Origin of the sequence: Actinosynnema sp. NPDC023658 (assembly GCF_040639995.1) — a bacterium.
Taxonomy (GTDB): Bacteria; Actinomycetota; Actinomycetes; order Mycobacteriales; family Pseudonocardiaceae; genus Actinosynnema.
The window spans coordinates 1-1068 of record NZ_JBFAAX010001479.1; the positions used below are offsets into that span (position 1 = coordinate 1).

The window sequence follows — 1068 nt, forward strand, 5'->3', positions numbered from 1 at the left end:
CCCTCGGCCATCGCCGCGCGCACGTTGCGCAGGATCGTCGAGCAGCGCTCGTCGTCCCAGTCGTGCATGATCCGCGACAGCAGGTACAGGTCGCCGCCGGTCGGCACGGGGTCCTGGAAGAAGTCGCCCGCGACCAACGCGGCACGTCCGCCGTGGCCGGCCAGGGTCGCGGTCGCCGCGCCCATCACGTGCGGCCGGTCGAACAGCACGCCGCGCAGGCCGGGCGCGGCCGCCAGGACCAGGTCGAGCAGCCGGCCGTCCCCGCCGCCCACGTCCACCACCGTGCCGCCGGCCGGCAGGTCGAGCAGCGCGGGCACCAGTTCCAGGAAGGCCGTGCCCGCCGCCATCGCGCCCTCGAACAGCCGCGCGTCGGCCGGGTGCGACGCGAAGTGCTCGAACGGCTGCACGCCGTAGACGTGGCTGAACCCGCTGACGCCGGTGCGCACGGCGTGCTCCAGCCCGCTGAACGACCGGTAGAACAGCCCGCCGTAGATGCGCGCCAGGTCCCGCTGCGACCCGGCCGCGTCGGTGCGCAGCAGCGCGCCGACCTCGGTCAACGACCACTGCTCGCCGTCGCGGCGGAACACGCCGAGCGCGGCGAGGTAGGCCAGCACGCGGCGCAGCTTGTCCGGTCGCGAACCGGTGCGCCCGGCCAGTTCGGCGGTGTCGAGGGGACCGTCGGAGAGCAGGTCGGCCAGCCCCAGTTCGGCCGCCGCCGCCACGGCACGGGTGCGCCACGCGCCGGTCATCAGGTCGAGCATCGAGCGCCGCGGCTGGTCCGGGCGTCCTACGTGGAGCTCCAGCAGCGCGGCGTGGTGGCCGGGCAGCCGCAGCTCCATCCGCGCCAGGTCGGGCCCGGTCGTGGTGCGGAAGTGCAGCACCGTCACGTCGTCGTGGTCGCGGTAGCCGCCGCCGTCGGGGGTGAGGCCCGCGTCGAGCAACGTCCCGCACACACCGCGCAGCAGCACGTCGTCGTGATCGCGGACGCGGAAGGCCAGGTGGGACTCCGCTCGCCGGTCCACCTCGGACAACGCCGGCCGGCCGCAGACCGCGTACAGCTCCACCTCG

Annotated in this window: 1 protein-coding gene; it reads right to left on the reverse strand. The window is 75.2% G+C overall.

The features are described 5' to 3' along the window. The coding region (locus AB0G02_RS41930; RefSeq protein ID WP_360806669.1) for a methyltransferase at window positions 1-1068 on the reverse strand (1068 nt) is incomplete at both ends.